The sequence below is a fragment of the Chelatococcus composti genome (assembly GCF_014201415.1).
Classification (GTDB): Bacteria; Pseudomonadota; Alphaproteobacteria; order Rhizobiales; family Beijerinckiaceae; genus Chelatococcus_A; species Chelatococcus_A composti.
This window is the reverse complement of record NZ_JACHEH010000001.1, coordinates 599,535-617,283: the sequence shown is the minus strand read 5'-3', so window position 1 is coordinate 617,283 and position 17,749 is coordinate 599,535. Positions and strand designations below refer to the sequence as shown.

Below are 17,749 nucleotides of genomic sequence, written 5' to 3'. Positions count from 1 at the left end.
CTATGTCGTCGTTGCCGCGCCCGGCCTGTCGTCGGCGCGGAAGTCGCCGGATTTGCCACCGCTCTTGGCGAGCAGGCGGATGCCCTCGATGCGCATGCCTCGGTCTGCGGCCTTCACCATATCGTAGATGGTGAGGCAGGCGACGGAAACGGCGGTCAGCGCCTCCATCTCCACGCCGGTCTGGCCCGTCACGCGGGCCTCGCTCGTCACGCGCACGCCCGGAAGCGCCTCGTCGATGGTGCAGTCAACCTGCACCTTCGTGAGGTTGAGCTGATGGCACAGGGGGATGAGCTCGTGCGTGCGCTTCGCCGCCATGATGCCGGCGATGCGGGCCGTGGCGAGGACGTCCCCCTTTCTGGCCTCGCCCGAGCGGATGAGGGCAAGCGTCTCCGGCAGCATGACGACATGGCCTTCCGCCTGCGCGACGCGCTGCGTCACAGCCTTGTCGCCCACGTCGACCATGTTGGCCTTGCCCGAGGCGTCGACGTGCGTGAGCCGGGTCATGCCGTCGCGCTCTCGCCGAAGAGAAGGGCGCGCGTGGCGGCCGTCACGTCCGCCTGGCGCATCAGGCTCTCGCCGACGAGGAAGGTGCGGATGCCGACATTCGCGAGCCGCTGGATGTCGGCATGGGTGAAGATGCCGCTCTCGCCGACGACGATGTGGCTGGAGGGAATGCGGGGCGCGAGCGCCTCGCTGACGGACAGCGACGTCTCAAAGGTGCGCAGATCGCGGTTGTTGATGCCGATCATGCGCACGTCGAGGGCCAATGCGCGGTCGAGCTCCTCGGCGTCATGCACCTCAACGAGCACGTCCATTCCCAGATCCTCGGCGGCGGCAACGAGGGCGCGCGCCTCCTCGTCGCTGACGCAGGCCATGATGACGAGGATGCAGTCCGCGCCCCAGGTGCGCGCCTCATAGACCTGGTAAGGCTCGAACAGGAAGTCCTTGCGCAGGGCCGGCAGGCCGGAGGCGCCGCGGGCTGCGTCAAGATAGTCGGGATGGCCCTGGAAGGAGGGCCCGTCCGTCAGCACGGACAGGCAGCTGGCGCCGCCTTCGGCATAGGCCCTCGCGAGCGCCGGCGGGTCGAAGTCGGCACGGATGAGGCCCTTCGAGGGGCTGGCCTTCTTGATCTCCGCGATGAGGGCCGGGCGGTTCGCGGCCAGATGGGCCTCGATCGCGGCGACGAACGGGCGCGGGGCCGGGGCAGCATGGGCGAGGCGCACCATCTCGTCGTCCGGCACGCGCTCCCTGGCCGCCGCGATCTCGCGGCGCTTGTAGGCCTCGATCTTCGCCAGGATGTCGCTCATGGGCGCCTCACGCGTTCGATGCGGCAACGAGCCGCTCGAGCGTAGCGCGCGCGGCGCCGGAGTTGAGGGCGGCCTCGGCGGCGGCGACACCCTCCCTGAGGTCGGCAACCTTGCCGGCGACCACGAGGCCCGCAGCCGCGTTGAGCACGGCGATGTCGCGATAGGGCGTCCTCTCGCCGGCGAGCACGGCGCGCAGGGCTGCGGCATTGTGCTCGGCCTCGCCGCCGCGCAGGTCTGCGATCGTCGCCCGGGCGAGGCCGACATCCTCCGGTGTGACCGTGAAGCGGCGGATGCGCCCGTCCTCGAGCGCGACGACAGAGGTCGGCCCCGTCGTCGTCATCTCGTCGAGGCCGTCGGAGCCGTGCACGGCCCAGATGCGCTGCGAGCCGAGGGAGCCGAGCACCTCCACGAGCGGCTGCAGCCAGCTCTCCGAGTAGACGCCGAGGAGCTGGTGGCGCACGCCCGCCGGGTTGGCGAGCGGCCCGATGAGGTTGAAGACCGTGCGGGTACCGAGTTCGACCCGCACCGGCGCGACATGCCGCATGGAGGCATGGTGGGTCGGCGCGAACATGAAGCCGACACCCGCCGCCGCGAGGCAGCGCTCGATGCCGGCGGGCTCGAGGCCCACCTTGACGCCGAGCGCAGCGAGCACGTCTGCGGCGCCGGAGCGCGACGAGGCGGCCCGATTGCCGTGCTTGGCGACCGGCACGCCGCAGGCCGCCACGATGATGGAGGCGAGCGTCGAGACGTTGTAGCTGCCCGAGTTGTCGCCGCCGGTGCCAACGATGTCGATGGCACCTGCCGGGGCATTCACCCGCACCATGCGGGCGCGCAGTGCCTCCACGGCGCCGGCGATCTCGTCCACGGTCTCCCCGCGCACGCGCAGCGCCATCAGGAAGGCGCCGCTCTGGGCCGGCGTCACCTCGCCCGAGAGCAGCGTTTCGAAGGCCTGGCGTGATTCCTCGCGGCTCAGCGAGGCACCGGTGGCGACTTTGGCGATGAAAGGTTTGAAGGCGTCCATCGGTGCTCCGTCGTCAGCTCTTTCTTGCGGGGCGTCCGGTCTCGTTCCAGCGCGCGGCGATGTCGAGGAAGTTGCGGATCATGGTGGCGCCATGCTCCGACAGGATGCTCTCGGGATGGAACTGCACACCGTGCAGCGGCAGGCGGCGGTGCGCCAGCGCCATGATGAGGCCGTCCTCGCTCTCGGCGGTGACGGCGAGGTCCGCGGGGCAGGTCTCACGGTTCACGATGAGCGAATGATAGCGCGTGGCCTCGAAGGGGCCGTTGATGCCGCGGAAGATGCCTTCACCCTTGTGATACACGCGCGAGATCTTGCCGTGCATGGGCAGGGGGGCGCGTACGACCTCGCCGCCGAAGGCCTGGCCCATGGCCTGCAGGCCGAGGCAGACGCCAAACATCGGGATGGTGGGCGCCGCCTTCTCGATGAGTTCGAGGCAGATGCCCGCCTCGTTGGGCGTGCACGGGCCCGGCGAGAGGACGATGGCGTCGGGGTCGAGTGCCAGCGCCTCGTCGGCCGTGAGGGCGTCGTTGCGGCGCACGTCGATCTCGGGGCCGAGGGCCCCGATGAGGTGCACGAGATTCCAGGTGAAGGAATCGTAGTTGTCGACGAGGAGGATGCGGAACATGCGCCTAGCTTCCTGAAAGACAAAGCATTGCCCGTCCGGGCAGTGGTGGGTCAAGCCTTCAGAAGCCGCGCCATCGCTCCCTTCGCATCACTGCCCCCGTCGTGCGCGCATGGCGAAGCGCACCGCATCCTCGGCGGCGCGGAACTGGGCCTTCGCCTTGTTGATGCATTCCTGCTGCTCGAGCTCGGGGTCGGAATCGTAGACGATTCCGGCGCCCGCCTGCACGGCCATGCGTCCGTCCTTCACCACGGCGGTGCGCAGCACGATGCAGGTGTCCATCTCCCCGTCGGCGCCGAAGTAGCCGATGCAGCCGGCGTAGGGCCCGCGCTTCTCCTTCTCCAGCTCGTCGATGATCTCCATGGCGCGCACCTTCGGCGCGCCGGAGACGGTGCCCGCCGGGAAGCCGGCGACTAGCGCATCGAGCGCGTCGTGGCGCGGATCAAGCTGGCCCTCGACGTTGGAGACGATGTGCATCACCTGGCTGTAGTACTCGAGGAAGAAGCTGCCCGTGACCGTCACCGAGCCGATCTCGCTGACGCGGCCGACATCGTTGCGGCCGAGGTCGAGCAGCATGAGATGCTCGGCCCTTTCCTTCGGATCCGCCAGCAGCTCCTCGGCAAGGGCCCTGTCTTCCTCGGCCGTCGCGCCGCGCCGGCGGGTGCCGGCGATGGGCCGGATCGTGACCTTGCCGTCGCGCACCCGCACCAGGATCTCCGGGCTGGAGCAGACGATCTGAAAGTCCACGAAGTCGAGATAGCAGAGGAAGGGCGAAGGGTTCAGCCGGCGCAGCGAGCGGTAGAGCGACAGCGCCGGCAGCGTGAACGGGGCCTCGAAACGCTGCGACAGCACGACCTGGAAAATGTCGCCGGCGCGGATGTATTCCTTCGCCCGCGCCACCATGGCCTTGAACTCATCGGGCGAGGTGTTGGAGACGGGTTCCGGCGCCGCGATGGCGGCCGGGTCGAAGCGCGCATCGTGGGGCAGGGGGCGCTCCAGCGCCTCGAGCGTCGCATCGAGCCGCGCCAGCGCCGCCTCGTAGGCCGCCCGGGCGGATACGCCCTGCTTCGGCCGCACTGGCGTGACGAGCGACAGCTCGTCCCTGACGGCGTCGAAGATCACCATGACCGTGGGGCGCACCAGCACCGCATCCGGCAGGCCCAGGGCATCGGGCGGCTGGTTCGGCAGGCGCTCCATCAGCCGCACCATGTCGTAGCCGAGATAGCCGAAGATGCCGGCCGCCATCGGCGGCAGGCCGCGCGGCAGTGGAATGCGGCTTTCGGCGATGAGTGCCCTGAGGCTGTCGAGCGGGGCGGCCGCCTCGGGTGCGAAGTCGTGCGGACGGGCGAGCGCGTCCCGGTTGATTTCGGCGCGCCCGTCCCGGCAGCGCCAGACGAGGTCGGGCCGCAGGCCGATCATCGAATAGCGGCCGCGGACGGCGCCGCCCTCGACCGATTCGAGCAGGAAGGCAGGCGCTTGCCCGCCTTCGGTGAGCTTGAGAAAGGCAGCGACCGGCGTCTCGAGGTCGGCCACGAGAGTGGCGCTCACGACGCTCGCGGCGCCGGCCTCGTAGCCGGCGACGAAATCCTCGAACGAAGGTGTCGGCTGCATGGTGCCTCAGAACTCGCCGCTGCCGCCGAGCGCGATGCGCAGGGCCTCCTGGTTGATGCGTACGTCGAGCTCGCCCTGCAGACCGGCGACATATTCGTTGAGGATGTCGTCCCTCATCGCCGCTGCGAGCTGGGTTTGCAGGCGCTCCGCCTCCTGGGTGGAGGTCACGAACGCCGGGACCGTCGCCTCAGTCACCTTGAAGACGATGCGACGGTCGCCGTCGCCGATGCCGGCGGAGGCCGCCTTGCCGGTGTGGACGGAGAAGACCTGCGACACGACATTGGCCGGCAGGCCATCCTGCGACGCGCCGCGCGCGAGGCCCTGGGCGGTCCGCGCCTCGAGCGAGAGTTCGGCGGCGATGGCCTCGATGGTTGCGCCCTGGTCGAGCCGGGTGACCAGTTCCTGCGCCTTGTCCGACAGGCGGCGGGCGATCTCGTCCGTGCGCCACTGGACAGTGACGTCGGCGCGCACCTCGTCGAGCGTGCGGTCGCGCGCGCTCTCCACATTGGTCACGTCGTACCAGAGGTAGCCGCCGTCGGCGAGGCGCAGCGGCTCATTGTCGGCGCCGATGTCGGTCTCGAAGGCGGAGCGCAGCAGCGTGTCGCGCTCGGGAATATCGGCGACAGGCTGGCCGTCCTTGCCGTTGCCGTTCTGGTCGAGGGGGCCGACCGTGCGGGCGTTGAGCGAGAATTCCTGCGCGATCTCGGCGAGCGATTTGCCGGCGATGCGCTGGTCCTCGATGCGGTCATGCGTCTCGTCGATGAGGGGACGGGCCCGCTCGATGGCGATCTCGCGCTTGATCTCGTCGGCCACCTCGGCGAAGGGCCGCACGGAGGCAGGCGTCACCTCGGCAGCGCGCACCAGCACGATGCCGAAGCGCCCGTTGACGGGCGTGCTCACCTCGCCGGGCGCGAGGGCAAAGACGGCCTCGGCCACCGCCGGATCGATCATCTGGTCGCGGGTGAAGACGCCGATCTCGATGTCCTCCGGCCGCACGCCGCGCTCGACGGCGATGTCGGCGAGCGACGCACCGGCCAGAATCTTCTCACGCGCGGCGTTGGCCTCCTCCTGCGAGGGGAAGGCGAGCTGCTGCACCTTGCGGGTCTCGGGCGTGGTGAAGCGGCTGGCCTTCAGCTGTTCGTAGCGCGCCATCGCGTCCGCGTCGGACACCTCGGAGGGCTTGGCGATATCCTCGGCCCTCAGCGAGAGCACCGCGACCGTGCGGTACTCGGGCGCGCGGAAGGTCGCCTTGCGTTCGTCGAAGAAGGCCTGCAGCGCCGCTTCCTCGGGCGTGCCGACATCGCCGGCGAGCGAGGCGGGCAGCTCGACATAGGCGATGTTGCGCCGCTCCGCGCCGTAGCGGTAGACGGCCTCGCGCATCGCAAGCGGCGGCACGATGGCGCCGGTGAGCGCGTCGGCCAGCTGGCGACGGGCCATGACGGCCTGCTGCTCGGTGATGAAGAGTTGCTCGGTGAGGCCGTTGGCGCGCAGCAGGCTGTCGAAGGCAAAGCGGTCGAACTGGCCGCTGGCATTGCGGAAGGCCGGATCCTTCACGATGGCCTCGCCCACCGTCTCGCGGGAGACGGCAAGGCCAAGCTCGGACGCGCGCTCGTCGAGCGCGGTCTCCGCGATGAGCCGGCCGAGAACCTGCTGGTCGAGGCCGAGCGCGCGCGCCTGGTCGGAGGTGATCGAACGGCCGAAGCGGCGCGAGAGCTGCTGCAGCTCGTTCTGGTAGGCGGTGCGCATCTGGTCGATGGTGATGTCGCGGTCACCGACCGTCGCGACGATGTTGACGCCGTAGCCGCGGAACACGTCACCGATGCCCCAGATCGCAAACGACAGGATGAGGAGGCCAAAGAGAACGCCCACGATGAGCTTGCCGAGCCAGCTCTTGCCGAGATTGCGAAAACCCTGAAGCATGTCGGTACGGTTCCAGTCCCTGGGGTGCAGGAGCGGAGGCCCCCGCGAAGGCGGCGGATCATAGATAGACACACCGGCTCCCGCAATGTCGTGCGTTGCCGAGCTTTCCGTCCTCTGTTAGTCCACCCCGCAAACGGAGGCTGGACATATGACGACGGAACGACCGCGCCCGCTCGTGGCGGGAAACTGGAAGATGAACGGCACCCGCGCCGCCACCAAGACCTTTGCGGCGATACTCGAAGGCTACGACGCCGCGCTGCGCAGCAAGGTTGACCTCCTCGTCTGCCCCCCGGCGACGCTGACCTACATCTTCGCGGTCGCGGCCGTCGGCACACCCGTGAAGGTCGGCGGACAAGACTGCCATGCCGCAACCCACGGCGCCCATACGGGCGACATCTCGGCGCCGATGCTGGCCGATGCCGGCGCGAGCTACGTCATTGTCGGTCATTCGGAGCGGCGCACGGACCACGGAGAAAGCGATGCGACGGTCAAGGCCAAGGCGGCTGCCGCCATCGCAGCTGGCCTGACGCCGGTCGTCTGCGTGGGCGAGACGCGGGAGGAGCGTGACGCCGGCAGGGCGCTCGCCGTCGTCGGCGCCCAGCTTGCGGGCTCCATGCCCGATGAGGCTGCGCATGCGCCTGTGGTGGTAGCCTACGAGCCCGTCTGGGCCATCGGCACCGGGCTTACGCCGACGGTGGCGGACGTCGCCGAGATGCATGGCTTCATTCGCCAGAGCCTCGTGGACCGCTTCGGCGCCGCCGGCCGCGCGATGCGGCTGCTCTATGGCGGTTCCGTCAAGCCGGGCAACGCGCGCGAGCTGCTCGGCGTCGCCGAGGTCGACGGCGCGCTCGTTGGCGGCGCGAGCCTGGTTGCCGAGGATTTCCTGGCGATTGCCCGCAGCTATATCGAGTGACGTCTCGTCCGCCGACGCGGCGACACGTCCTTTGATCCGCAGCGCGGCCTGTGCTAAAGGCCGCGCCAACTGGGTTTGCCGCCGCGCCCCGTGTGTGGCCGTGCGGCCGTGGAACAGAGCATGCTGACCGTCCTCATCGTCGTTCATCTCATCATCGTGCTGGCGCTCGTCGGCGTCGTGCTGCTCCAGCGCTCCGAAGGCGGCGGCCTCGGCATGGGCGGTGGCGGCGTTTCCGGCTTCATGACCGGCCGCGGCCAGGCCAACGTGCTGACGCGCACGACGGCGATTCTCGCCACAGCCTTCTTCGTGACGAGCCTGCTGCTCACCGTGCTCGCCCGCTACCAGACCGGGCCAAGCTCTGTCCTCGACCGCGTCGCGCCCGCTGCGACCCAGAACGGGCCAGCCGCGCCGACCGGCTCTGGCCCCGGCGTGCTTGAGGAGCTGCAACGCATGCAGGGCGGACCGGCGCAGGGCGGAAGCGAGGCGCCTTCGCCGCAGTCGCCCGCGCCGGCGGCACCGCAGGTGCCGAGTTCGCAGTAATCGGCAGCAGCGCGAGGGCCGGGCTTCCGGCCCTCTTCTTTTGGAGAAACGGGTAGCGCGCGGAAGGCTTGGCGCGCGGCCGCGGGGCCTTTGTTGATTCCGGTTGCCGCTCACATGAGTCGCATTCCCGAATCGCACAGTTCGGAGTAAACGAGAGTCCCCATGGCACGATACGTTTTCATCACCGGCGGCGTGGTGTCGTCCTTGGGCAAGGGCCTTGCTTCGGCGGCCCTCGGTGCGCTTCTCCAGGCGCGTGGATACAAGGTCCGGCTGCGCAAGCTGGACCCCTATCTGAACGTCGATCCGGGGACGATGAGCCCCTACCAGCACGGCGAGGTCTTCGTGACCGACGACGGTGCGGAGACGGACCTCGACCTCGGCCACTATGAGCGGTTCACGGGGCGGCCCTGCACCCGTGACGACAACATCACGACGGGCCGCATCTATCTCGATATCCTGACGAAAGAGCGGCGCGGCGACTATCTCGGCGCCACCATCCAGGTCATCCCGCACGTGACGAACGCCATCAAGGAATTCGTCATGCGCGGCAATGAGGACTACGACTTCGTCCTCGTCGAGATCGGCGGCACGGTGGGCGACATCGAGAGCCTGCCGTTCCTTGAGGCGATTCGACAGCTTGGCCAGGAGCTGCCGCGCAACCACGCCATCTATGTGCATCTGACGCTGCTGCCGTACATTCCCTCGGCAGGCGAGCTGAAGACGAAGCCAACCCAGCATTCGGTCGCGGAGCTGCGCTCCATCGGCATCCAGCCGCATATCCTGCTGTGCCGCACCGACCGGCCGATCCCCAAGGAGGAGCGGCGCAAGCTCTCGCTGTTCTGCAACGTGCGCGAGAGCGCGGTGATCGAGGCGCGCGACGTCTCCTCCATCTATGACGTTCCGATCGCCTACCATGAGGAGGGGCTCGACGACGAGGTGCTCGCGGCCTTCGGCATTGAGGGGGCGCCGGCGCCGGACATCTCGCGCTGGAAGGCGATTTCCGAGCGCGTGCGCACGCCCGAGGGCGAGGTGACCATCGCCATCGTCGGCAAGTACACGGGCCTCAAGGACGCCTACAAGTCGCTCATCGAGGCGCTGCAGCACGGCGGCATCGCCAACCGCGTCAAGGTCAACCTCGACTGGATCGAGAGCGAGATTTTCGAGCGCGAGGACCCGGCGCCATTCCTGGAGCACGTGCACGGCATCCTCGTGCCCGGCGGCTTCGGCTATCGCGGCGCCGAGGGCAAGATCAGGGCGGCCGCCTTCGCGCGCGAGCGCAAGCTGCCCTATTTCGGCATCTGCTTCGGCATGCAGATGGCGGTGATCGAGGCGTCGCGCTCGCTCGCCGGCATCACGGCCGCGAGCTCGACGGAGTTCGGCCCTACCAGCGAGCCCGTGGTCGGCATCCTGACCGAATGGCTGAAGGGCAACGAGCTCGAACGCCGCTCGGCCGAGGGGGACCTCGGCGGCACCATGCGCCTCGGCGCCTACGAGGCGCGGCTCCTGCCCGGCAGCAAGGTGGCGAGCATCTACGGCTGCACGCAGATTTCCGAGCGCCACCGCCACCGCTACGAGGTGAACATGGACTATCGCGAGCGGCTGGAGGCAAAGGGGCTCATCTTCTCCGGCGTCTCGCCTGACGGGCTCCTGCCGGAGATCGTCGAGCTCGCCGACCATCCCTGGTTCATCGGCGTGCAGTTCCATCCGGAGCTGAAGTCGCGGCCCTTTGAGCCGCATCCGCTCTTCAAGAGCTTCGTCGCGGCGGCCCTCGAGCAGAGCCGCCTCGTCTGACATTTTCGCCGGAACTGACGACTGGAACGGGGCGGGGCGCCGATGCTGTTCGAATCGATCAACAATCTGCCGGATTTTCTGCTCGACTACGTCATCGCCCTCGCTCTCGTCCTCCTCTACATCGCCGTCTACACCTTCATCACGGCGCACAACGAGTTCTCGCTGATCCGCCGCGACGTCGCGGCGGCGAGCCTGTCGCTCGGCCTCAGCATCATCGGCTTCGCGCTGCCGCTGTCGAGCGCCGTCGTGCATGCGCGCACCTGGCCGGACCTGGTGGTGTGGGGGCTCGTGGCCATGATCGTGCAGATCAGCGCCTACTGGCTCGTGCGCATCGTGCTGCCCAACCTCTCGCAGCGCATCGCCAACAACGAGATCGCGGCAGCGCTCTTCCTCGGTGCGGCCTCGCTCGCGGCCGGCATCCTCAACGCCGGTGCCATGACCTTCTGATCGCGTGGCGCTTCATGCCGCGATCGGGGGCCGTTCGGACGCAATTCGGCCTTTCTCCTGCGCCATCGAGCGCCATCCTTCACCTCTCGGGGCGGGAAACATGAGCGCCAACGCAATCGTCAAGATCGGCAACGTCTCCTTCGGCAACCGCCTGCCGCTGGCAATCATCGCCGGGCCGTGCCAGCTCGAGAGTCGCGCCCACGCGCTCGAGATGGCCTCGGCGCTGAAGGAGATCTGCGACCGCCTGGGCCTCGGCCTCGTCTTCAAGACATCCTTCGACAAGGCCAACCGCACATCGGCCACCGCAGCCCGCGGCGTCGGCCTGGCGACGGCGCTGCCGATCTTCGCCGAGATCCGCGAGAGCCTCGGCCTGCCGGTACTGACCGACGTGCATGATGCTTCCCAGTGCGCACCGGTTGCCGAAGTGGTCGATGTGCTGCAGATCCCTGCCTTCCTGTGCCGGCAGACGGACCTTCTCGTCGCCGCCGCCAGGACCGGGCGGGCGGTCAACGTCAAGAAGGGCCAGTTCCTCGCGCCGTGGGACATGGCGAACGTCGTCGCCAAGATCACGAGCGCGGGCAATCCCAACGTGCTGGTGACGGAGCGGGGCGTCTCCTTCGGCTACAACACGCTCGTCTCGGACATGCGGGCCCTGCCGATCATGGCCCAGACGACGGGCGCGCCCGTCATCTTCGACGCCACCCACTCGGTGCAGCAGCCCGGCGGCAGGGGCACGTCCTCCGGCGGGCAGCGGGAGTTCGTGCCCGTTCTGGCGCGGGCTGCGGTCGCCGTCGGCGTCGCCGGCCTTTTCATCGAGACCCACGAGGACCCGGACCGCGCTCCGTCCGACGGGCCCAACATGGTGCCTCTGAAGGAGATGGAGGGGCTTCTCGGCGAACTGAAGGCGTTCGATGCGCTGGCAAAGAAGCGTTTTGCCAGTTGAACTTGTGCCGAAATATTGAAGCAGGGCTATAGGATTGCACCGCTGCCGTACTTGCAGCGGTGCTTTTTTTGTCGTCTATAGATCACACGGCCTGGGGTGCCGCACAGGTGGTGCGGCTGAGATCACACCCATCGAACCTGTCTGGATCATGCCAGCGTAGGGAGCAGCCGGTGAGTGCAGAAGCATCATCGCGACCGGATCGAGCCATCATCGTCGGCGGAGGGGTCATGGGCCTCTCCATCGCCTGGCGTCTCGCCGCGCGGGGTATCGACGTCACACTTTTCGAGGCGGGACGCTGCGGCACCGGGGCGAGCCATGCCGCCGCCGGCATGCTGGCCGCCTGCGCCGAGGTTGAGCCGGGCGAGGAGCCGCTCGTGCCGCTCAACCGCGCGAGCCAGGCACTGTGGCCGGATTTCGCCAGGGAACTGGAGGCCGCGAGCGGCCTTGCCGTGGACCTGCGCACCGAAGGCACGCTGGTCTGCGCCTTCTCGGCCGACGACCAGGCGCGGCTGAAACACCATCTTGCCCTGCAGCAGCGGCTCGGTCTTCCCGTCTCCTGGCTCGAGGCTGCCGAGGTGCGGCGGCGTGAGCCCTTCCTCAGCCCCGGCCTCGTCGGCGGGCTGTGGAGCCCCGAGGACCATCAGGTCGACAACCGCAAGCTGGCCGCGGCCCTCTATGTCGCCGCCGGACGGGCAGGCGCGACAATCCACGAGGACAGCCCGGTCGAATCGATCGTGGTCGAAGGCGGGCGTGCCCGCGGCGTCGTCGTCCGGGGCCAGCGTACCGACGCCGATGTCGTCGTGCTCGCCGCCGGGGCCTGGTCGCGGCGCATCGGGGGCCTGCCGCGCGCGGCCCTGCCGCCGGTGCGGCCGGTGAAGGGCCAGCTCGTCGCCGTGCAGATGGACCCGGCCGCGCCGCTTCTCAGCCACGTGACCTGGGTGCCGGGCGCCTATCTCGTGCCGCGGCGCGACGGGCGCCTCATCATCGGGGCGACCGTGGAGGAGAAGGGCTTCGACACGCGCATGACGGCGGGCGGCGTCCTGGCGCTGCTGGATGCCGCCTGGCGCGCCCTGCCAGCCATCGAGGAGCTGCCGATCGTCGAGACCTGGGCCGGCCTGAGGCCAGGCAGCCGCGACGACGCGCCCATCCTCGGGCCCGGAGAGATCGACGGCCTTGTCTATGCGACGGGCCACCACCGCAATGGCATCCTGCTGACGCCAATCACGTCGGCGGTGATTGCAGATCAGATTCTCACGGGACAGCTCGCCGAGGTGGCGCGTCCCTTCACCTTCACGCGCTTTGCTTCGAGCGCCGATGCGACAAGGGAGGTTGCATCATGAGCATGGAGGCGCCCGCGGCAGCGGCGCGCATACGCGTCAACGGTGCCGACGAGCTTCTGACGGCATCGACCATTGCCGAATTCCTGAGCCAGCGCGGCCTCGATCCGGCAGGGCGCGGCATCGCAGTCGCGCGCAACGGGCAGGTGGTGCCGCGCGCACGCTGGCAGGACGAGCCCCTCGGTGCCGGAGATCGCATCGAAATCGTGCATGCCCGGCAGGGAGGCTGAGATGAACGTGGTGGAACAGGGCACGCGGGCGGCCGATCCGCTCGTCATCGCCGGGCGCAGCTTCTCCTCGCGGCTCTTCCTCGGCACGGCGGGCTATCCCAACCAGAAGGTGATGCTCGATGCCATCGCCGCCAGCGGCACCGAGATGGTGACAGCCTCGATCCGCCGGCTCGACCTCTCGAACCCGGAGGAGGGCCTCGTCGACCTCATCGCGGGCCGCGTCGATCTGCTGCCCAACACGGCCGGCTGCCAGACGGCGCGCGACGCTGTGCTGACGGCGGAGCTGGCGCGCGAGGCGCTGGAGACCAACTGGGTCAAGCTCGAGATCATCGGCGACAGGGAACTGCTCTATCCCGATGTCGAGGAGCTGCTGCGCGCCACGGATGAGCTGGTGCGCAAGGGCTTCGTCGTCATGGTCTACTGCAACGACGATCCGGTGACCTGCCGCAAGCTCGCTGACCTCGGCGCCGCCGCCGTCATGCCGCTCGGTTCGCCCATCGGCTCGGGCCTCGGCATCGCCAATCCGCACCTGATCGAGCTCATCGCGGCGCGCTCACCCGTGCCTGTGGTGCTGGATGCGGGCATCGGCACGGCGTCGGACGCGGCGCTCGCCATGGAGCTGGGGTGCGCCGCCGTGCTTCTCAACACGGCGGTGTCGAAGGCGAACGATCCCGTCGCCATGGCGCGCGCCATGCGCCACGGCGTCGAGGCCGGGCGGCTGGCCTACCGGGCCGGCCGCATCCCGAAGCGGCGCTATGCCGAGCCGTCGAGTCCGCAGTTCGGCCTCGTCGGATCCTGACCCGTGCCCCTGCCGCATCCGCCGCTCCTGCTCGTCACCGACCGCCGGCAGGCGAGGGGCGATCTCGTCGATGTGGTTCGTGCGGCGGTTGCCGGCGGCTGCCGCTGGGTCAGCCTGCGGGAGAAGGATCTTGGCGAGGGGGAGCAGGTCGCCCTTGCCCTGCGCTTGCGCCGGGCGCTGCCGCAGGAGGTGCGGCTCACTGTACACGGCGCCCCCGCCGTGGCCCGGCGCGCCGGGCTCGACGGCGTGCATCTTGCCGCCGGGCAGGCACCGGCAGGCGCCGAGGGGCTCATCGGCCGGTCCGTCCATTCGCCGGCCGAGGTAAGGGCCATCGACGCGGGACGGGTGGCCTACGCCATTGCCGGCCCCTTTGCCGAAACGGCCAGCAAGCCGGGCTACGGGCCGGCGCTCGGACGCGCCGGGCTGGCGGCGATCGTCGCGGCGAGCTCCGTGCCCGTGCTCGCCATCGGCGGCATCGAGCCGTCGAATGTCGGGGACTGCCTCGCCGCAGGCGCGGCGGGCGTTGCCGTGATGGGGTCGATCATGCGGGCCGCCGACCCGGCGGCCGAGATGGCCCGGCTCGTCGCGACCCTGGCCGGCGCTCAGCCGCGCGGGCGATAGGGCGGCACGCCCTGGTCAGGCAGGAAGAGGCCGGCAGGCGGCGCCCCGGTCTGCCAGAAGACGTCGATCGGAATGCCCCCGCGCGGGAACCAGTAGCCCCCCACGCGCATCCAGCGTGGCTCGAGCAGTGCCGACAGCCGCTTGCCGATGTAGACCGTGCAGTCCTCGTGGAAGGCTCCGTGGTTGCGGAAGGAGAACATGAACAGCTTCAGTGACTTCGATTCGACCAGCCACGCACCGGGCACGTAGTCGATGACGATGATGCCGAAGTCCGGCTGCCCGGTCACCGGACAGATGGAGGTGAACTCGGGGCAGGTGAAGCGCGCCACGTAATCCGTGTCGGGATGCGGGTTCGGCACACGGTCGAGCACCGCCTCCTCGGGAGAAGCCGGCACTGACGCCGGCTTGCCGAGCTGCAGCGATTCGTGCTGATGCGCCATCTCGTTCCTCGTGTCTGCTCGTGCCCCGCGGAGAGGGCTGTCGCACCGGCGTGGCTGCGGCGCAAGAAAAAACGTGATCCGACGAGCGTCGCCCGTGCTGCCGGCGTCAGCCGATTGCCACCGTTCCACACGATGCTCTAAAAGCCGGGCCACGGCAGAGGCCTGTACGAGCCAGGGAGAAAGAGCCCATGACCGCCATTATCGACATCGTCGCCCGCGAGATCCTCGACAGCCGCGGAAACCCGACGGTGGAAGTCGACGTGATTCTCGAGGACGGCTCCATGGGCCGCGCGGCCGTTCCCTCCGGCGCCTCGACTGGCGCCCACGAGGCGGTCGAGCTGCGCGACGGCGACAAGGGCCGCTACGGCGGCAAGGGTGTCCTCAAGGCGGTCACCTCGGTCAACCGCGACATCTTCGACGCCATCGGCGGCATGGATGCCGAGGACCAGGTCAAGATCGACGAGACGATGATCGCCCTCGACGGCACGCCCAACAAGAGCAAGCTCGGGGCCAATGCCATTCTCGGCGTGTCGCTCGCCGTCGCCAAGGCTGCGGCCGATGCCGCCGGCCTGCCGCTCTACCGTTATGTCGGCGGCACCTCGGCGCGCACCCTGCCTGTGCCGATGATGAACATCGTCAACGGCGGCGCCCATGCCGACAATCCCATCGACTTCCAGGAATTCATGATCATGCCGGTCGGCGCGCCCACTTTCGCGGACGCGGTGCGCACCGGCTCGGAGATCTTCCACACGCTCAAGAAGGCGCTGAAGGATGCCGGCCACAATACAAATGTCGGTGACGAAGGCGGCTTCGCGCCCAACCTGCCGTCGGCGGAGGCCGCGCTCGACTTCGTCATGAAGGCGATCGAGGCCGCCGGCTACAAGCCGGGCGAGGACGTGGTTCTGGCGCTCGACTGCGCTGCTACCGAGTTCTTCAAGAACGGCGCCTATGTCTACGAGGGGGAGGGCACGACGCGCGACCCCGAAGCCCAGGCGAAGTATCTCGCCAAGCTGGTGGCCGACTATCCGATCATGTCCATCGAGGACGGCATGGCCGAGGACGACTGGGAGGGCTGGAAGGCGCTGACCGATCTCATCGGCGGCAAGTGCCAGCTTGTCGGCGATGACCTGTTCGTCACGAACGTCAAGCGCCTCGCCGAGGGTATCGAGAAGGGCGTCGCCAACTCCATCCTCGTGAAGGTCAACCAGATCGGCTCGCTCACCGAGACGCTGGCCGCCGTCGACATGGCCCACCGCGCCGGCTACACGGCCGTGATGTCGCACCGCTCGGGCGAGACCGAGGACTCGACCATCGCCGACCTCGCTGTTGCGACCAACTGCGGGCAGATCAAGACGGGCTCGCTCGCCCGGTCCGACCGGCTCGCGAAGTACAACCAGCTCATCCGCATCGAGGAGGAACTCGGCAAGCAGGCGGTCTATGCGGGGCGTGCGGCGCTGAAGGTCCGCCGCTGACAGATCCGAACGCTTCCTTCCGGACATGACGAGGGTGCCGCTCCAGCGGGGCGGCACCCTTAATACGTTCTTAACCATGGGGTCCCATGCTCGCCCCATGGTCATTCGCAAGCGCCTCCGCTCGGTCCTCATCCCGCTCGCGCTCTACGGCGTCTCGAGCGCCGTGGTCGGCTATTTCGTTGTCCACGCGCACAGCGGAGCGCGCGGACTGGCGGCGCGTCAGTCCTACGAGGCGGAGATCGCCGAGCTGCAGGGCGAGCTGAAGGACCTCAAGGAGATCAAGGCGGAATGGGAGCACCGCATCTCCCTCATGCGCGCCCAGTCCGTCGACCTCGACATTCTCGAGGAATTGGCGCGCCAGGAGCTCGGTTTCGTGCACCCCAACGATGTCGTCGTGATGTTGCCGCAAGAAAAGCGGTAAAGCGGCGAAAAGGGGCGAGCACGGCCAATCGGGGCCATTAACCGGGATCGAGTTAACTGAAAAAACGACACTGATTTCAGCCAGTTAGTTTCAAACGTATCCATTTATCTCGCGTTGATGGGGCTCGCCTTCGACGCGCGGCTGCGCTACAACACGGCACAACAACCCCATTGGGAGGATGTTCATGGCCGTAGCCGCTCGTAAGGCATCCCGCTCCGATGCCGTACCGTCTGCCGTAAAATCGCGCGCTGCAAGGAAGGCGCAATCGTCGGCCCAGAAGAAGGGGGTGGCGTCCTTCACGAAGGAAGAGGATCTCTTCGCCTACCGCGAGATGTTGCTGATCCGCCGCTTCGAGGAGAAGGCGGGGCAGATGTATGGCATGGGGCTGATCGGCGGCTTCTGCCATCTCTACATCGGCCAGGAGGCCGTCGTCGTCGGCATGCAGATGGCGACGAAGGAGGGTGACCAGGTCATCACGGGATACCGCGACCACGGCCACATGCTGGCGTGCGGCATGGACGCAAAGGGCGTGATGGCCGAACTGACGGGCCGCCGCGGAGGCTACTCCAAGGGCAAGGGCGGCTCGATGCACATGTTCTCCAAGGAGAAGAACTTCTACGGCGGACATGGCATCGTCGGCGCCCAGGTGTCGCTCGGCACCGGCATCGCCTTCGCCAACCGCTACCGCAAGAACGACGCCGTCTGCCTGACCTATTTCGGCGACGGCGCGGCCAACCAGGGCCAGGTGTACGAAAGCTTCAACATGGCCGAGCTGTGGAAGCTGCCGGTCGTGTACATCATCGAGAACAACCGCTACGCCATGGGCACCGCGGTCTCCCGCGCCTCCGCCCAGACCGATTTCTCCAAGCGTGGCGCCTCCTTCAACATCCCCGGCGAGCAGGTGGACGGCATGGACGTGCGTGCCGTCAAGGCCGCCGGCGAGCGCGCCATCGAGTGGGCCCGGTCCGGCAAGGGCCCCTACATCCTCGAGATGCAGACCTACCGCTATCGCGGTCACTCCATGTCCGACCCGGCGAAGTACCGCTCGAAGGACGAGGTGCAGCGCATGCGCGAGGAGCACGATCCGATCGAGCAGGTGCGTCGCCGCCTCATCGATCAGTGGAAGCTCAGCGAGGACGAGCTGAAGGCTGTCGACGCCAAGGTGCGCGAGATCGTCAACGAGGCGGCCGAGTTCGCCACGAACGATCCCGAGCCTGACGCTGCCGAGCTCTACACCGACGTCCTGAGGTAAGGCAGCCGTTCCGCCCCCGCATCCGCAGGGGAGGATGCGGGCCGGCGGGCAGCGCCTTTGCT

At 68.5% G+C, this 17,749-nt stretch carries 19 protein-coding genes and 1 riboswitch; of the genes, 12 read left to right on the top strand and 7 right to left on the bottom strand.

What is annotated here, in order from left to right; translation table 11 throughout:
- From moaC to HNQ73_RS02975, 6 genes are all read right to left on the bottom strand, one after another.
- Positions 1-504 carry a cyclic pyranopterin monophosphate synthase MoaC gene (gene moaC / locus HNQ73_RS03000; protein WP_183332059.1) on the bottom strand — a complete coding sequence of 168 codons (504 nt, stop codon included), beginning with the start codon at positions 502-504 and terminating at the stop codon, positions 1-3.
- The gene (gene trpC / locus HNQ73_RS02995; RefSeq protein WP_183332057.1) at positions 501-1,307 is read right to left on the bottom strand and encodes an indole-3-glycerol phosphate synthase TrpC; all 807 of its coding nucleotides are present in this window, start codon (positions 1,305-1,307) and stop codon (positions 501-503) included. The genes moaC and trpC overlap by 4 nt, the downstream gene beginning before the upstream one ends.
- A gap of 7 nt (positions 1,308-1,314) precedes the next feature.
- Entirely contained in the window at positions 1,315-2,328 is a 1,014-nt protein-coding gene (gene trpD, locus HNQ73_RS02990) for an anthranilate phosphoribosyltransferase (RefSeq protein WP_183332055.1), read from the bottom strand.
- A 13-nt stretch (positions 2,329-2,341) separates the two neighbouring features.
- The gene (locus HNQ73_RS02985; protein ID WP_183332053.1) at positions 2,342-2,953 is read right to left on the bottom strand and encodes an anthranilate synthase component II; all 612 of its coding nucleotides are present in this window, start codon (positions 2,951-2,953) and stop codon (positions 2,342-2,344) included.
- An 87-nt stretch (positions 2,954-3,040) separates the two neighbouring features.
- Positions 3,041-4,561 (bottom strand): anthranilate synthase component I, encoded by a 1,521-nt coding sequence (trpE, locus tag HNQ73_RS02980; RefSeq protein ID WP_183332051.1) that lies wholly within the window; start codon positions 4,559-4,561, stop codon positions 3,041-3,043.
- 6 nt (positions 4,562-4,567) lie between these two features.
- The gene (locus HNQ73_RS02975; RefSeq protein ID WP_183332049.1) at positions 4,568-6,481 is read right to left on the bottom strand and encodes a peptidylprolyl isomerase; all 1,914 of its coding nucleotides are present in this window, start codon (positions 6,479-6,481) and stop codon (positions 4,568-4,570) included.
- 148 nt (positions 6,482-6,629) lie between these two features.
- Here HNQ73_RS02975 and tpiA point away from each other — a divergent pair, with 148 nt between their 5' ends.
- The 9 genes from tpiA to HNQ73_RS02930 all read left to right on the top strand — a co-directional run bounded on the left by tpiA (position 6,630) and on the right by HNQ73_RS02930 (position 14,102).
- On the top strand, positions 6,630-7,394 hold the full coding sequence (gene tpiA, locus HNQ73_RS02970) for a triose-phosphate isomerase (RefSeq protein WP_183332047.1): 765 nt from the start codon (positions 6,630-6,632) through the stop codon (positions 7,392-7,394).
- A gap of 120 nt (positions 7,395-7,514) precedes the next feature.
- Positions 7,515-7,934, top strand: coding sequence for a preprotein translocase subunit SecG (gene secG / locus HNQ73_RS02965; protein WP_183332045.1), 420 nt, complete (start codon positions 7,515-7,517; stop codon positions 7,932-7,934).
- 162 nt (positions 7,935-8,096) lie between these two features.
- Positions 8,097-9,725 carry a CTP synthase gene (locus HNQ73_RS02960; protein ID WP_183332042.1) on the top strand — a complete coding sequence of 543 codons (1,629 nt, stop codon included), beginning with the start codon at positions 8,097-8,099 and terminating at the stop codon, positions 9,723-9,725.
- A 42-nt stretch (positions 9,726-9,767) separates the two neighbouring features.
- Positions 9,768-10,172 carry a DUF350 domain-containing protein gene (locus tag HNQ73_RS02955; protein ID WP_183332040.1) on the top strand — a complete coding sequence of 135 codons (405 nt, stop codon included), beginning with the start codon at positions 9,768-9,770 and terminating at the stop codon, positions 10,170-10,172.
- Between the two features lie 100 nt (positions 10,173-10,272).
- Entirely contained in the window at positions 10,273-11,115 is an 843-nt protein-coding gene (kdsA, locus tag HNQ73_RS02950; protein ID WP_183332038.1) for a 3-deoxy-8-phosphooctulonate synthase, read from the top strand.
- A gap of 82 nt (positions 11,116-11,197) precedes the next feature.
- Positions 11,198-11,297, top strand: a riboswitch (TPP riboswitch).
- On the top strand, positions 11,286-12,455 hold the full coding sequence (gene thiO, locus HNQ73_RS02945; RefSeq protein ID WP_183332036.1) for a glycine oxidase ThiO: 1,170 nt from the start codon (positions 11,286-11,288) through the stop codon (positions 12,453-12,455). Its footprint overlaps the riboswitch before it by 12 nt.
- The gene (gene thiS / locus HNQ73_RS02940) at positions 12,452-12,682 is read left to right on the top strand and encodes a sulfur carrier protein ThiS (protein WP_183332034.1); all 231 of its coding nucleotides are present in this window, start codon (positions 12,452-12,454) and stop codon (positions 12,680-12,682) included. The genes thiO and thiS overlap by 4 nt, the downstream gene beginning before the upstream one ends.
- A 1-nt stretch (position 12,683) precedes the next feature.
- The gene (thiG, locus tag HNQ73_RS02935; protein ID WP_183332032.1) at positions 12,684-13,481 is read left to right on the top strand and encodes a thiazole synthase; all 798 of its coding nucleotides are present in this window, start codon (positions 12,684-12,686) and stop codon (positions 13,479-13,481) included.
- A 3-nt stretch (positions 13,482-13,484) separates the two neighbouring features.
- Entirely contained in the window at positions 13,485-14,102 is a 618-nt protein-coding gene (locus HNQ73_RS02930; RefSeq protein ID WP_244649776.1) for a thiamine phosphate synthase, read from the top strand.
- Here the strand turns inward: HNQ73_RS02930 and queF are convergent.
- On the bottom strand, positions 14,084-14,542 hold the full coding sequence (queF, locus tag HNQ73_RS02925; RefSeq protein WP_183332030.1) for a preQ(1) synthase: 459 nt from the start codon (positions 14,540-14,542) through the stop codon (positions 14,084-14,086). The two genes, HNQ73_RS02930 and queF, sit on opposite strands and share 19 nt — an antisense overlap.
- A gap of 188 nt (positions 14,543-14,730) precedes the next feature.
- Between queF and eno the strand changes: the two genes are divergently transcribed.
- From eno to pdhA, 3 genes are all read left to right on the top strand, one after another.
- Positions 14,731-16,014, top strand: a complete 1,284-nt coding sequence (eno, locus tag HNQ73_RS02920) for a phosphopyruvate hydratase (protein ID WP_183332028.1) — start codon at positions 14,731-14,733, stop codon at positions 16,012-16,014.
- 97 nt (positions 16,015-16,111) lie between these two features.
- Positions 16,112-16,435: an FtsB family cell division protein gene (locus HNQ73_RS02915; protein ID WP_183332026.1), complete on the top strand. Its 324-nt coding sequence runs from the start codon at positions 16,112-16,114 to the stop codon at positions 16,433-16,435.
- Positions 16,436-16,619: 184 nt separating this feature from the next.
- Entirely contained in the window at positions 16,620-17,687 is a 1,068-nt protein-coding gene (gene pdhA / locus HNQ73_RS02910) for a pyruvate dehydrogenase (acetyl-transferring) E1 component subunit alpha (protein ID WP_183332024.1), read from the top strand.
- The last annotated feature ends 62 nt before the right edge of the window (positions 17,688-17,749 follow it).